1 protein-coding gene is annotated in these 1,163 nt (G+C 63.6%); it reads left to right on the top strand.

What is annotated here, in order from left to right:
• A partial coding sequence (locus H5395_RS18330; RefSeq protein WP_182793973.1) for an IS110 family transposase occupies positions 1 to 1,157 on the top strand: 1,157 nt, incomplete at its 5' end.
• Positions 1,158 to 1,163: the final 6 nt, after the last annotated feature.

Below are 1,163 nucleotides of genomic sequence, written 5' to 3'. Positions count from 1 at the left end.
CTGACTGGTTCCGGTCCTGCGGCGTGACCAGCGTGGCAATGGAATCCACCGGGGTCTACTGGATCCCGGCTTTCGAGATCCTCGAGCAGCACGGGTTCGACGTGATCCTCGTGAACGCGCGCTATGCCAAGAACGTGCCGGGCCGGAAGACCGACGTCAGCGACGCAGGCTGGCTGCGACAGCTGCATTCCTACGGTCTCCTGCGCGGGAGTTTCCGCCCCGCGGCCGAGATCGCCACTCTGCGGGCCTACATGCGACAGCGCGAGCGGCTGATTGAATATGCCGCTGCCCATATCCAACACATGCAAAAGGCGTTGATGGAGATGAACCTCCAGCTGCACCATGTCGTCTCGGACATCACCGGCGCGACCAGGATGCGGATTATTCGTGCCATCGTGTCGGGCGAGCGGGATCCGGACGTGCTGGCGTCATTTCGTGATGTCCGCTGCCACGCGTCAGTCGAGACGATCCGCGCGGCACTGGTGGGCAACGACCGCGACGAGCACGTTCAGGCCAAGATGGCGGACTGCGATCGCAGGCTGGAGGCAGCGGTCGCAGTGCTTACGGTCAAGACGCATGGGGTCGTCGCTCCCCTTCCAAAAGCGCGCGTGAAGCGAAAGCAGGTGAATGCGCCCTCGTTCGACATCAGGGCGGCCCTTCACGGCGTCCTTGGCGTGGACCTGACCCAGATTCACGGCCTCGGACCGTCATTGGCGTTGAAGCTGGTCGCCGAATGCGGAACCGACCTGAATGCATGGCCGAGCGCGAAGCACTTTACCTCATGGCTCTGTCTTGCACCCGGCAACAAGATATCCGGCGGCAAGCTGCTGTCATCGCGAACCCGAAGATCCTCGAGTCGGGCCGCAGCGCTGTTGCGGCTGGCGGCTGTCACGATCGGGCGCAGTGACACCGCGCTGGGTGCATTCTACCGGCGTCTTTCGTCGCGAGTTGGCAAGCAGAAGGCGGTGACCGCCACGGCCCGCAAGATCGCGGTGCTGTTCTACAACACACTGCGCTTCGGCATGACCTACCATGATCCCGGTGCTGCCGCCTATGACGCGCGGCACCGATCCCGGGTTCTGGCCAATCTGCAGCGTCGTGCGCGATCGCTTGGCTATGCTCTTGCACCGGCACCAGAGGCGGCGGATGTTTCTTAGGAAGGC

Origin of the sequence: Paracoccus sp. MC1854 (assembly GCF_014164635.1) — a bacterium.
In the GTDB taxonomy this organism is placed as follows: Bacteria; Pseudomonadota; Alphaproteobacteria; order Rhodobacterales; family Rhodobacteraceae; genus Paracoccus.
Note: the sequence above shows the minus strand (reverse complement) of the source record. Positions and strands in the feature narration are given on the sequence as shown.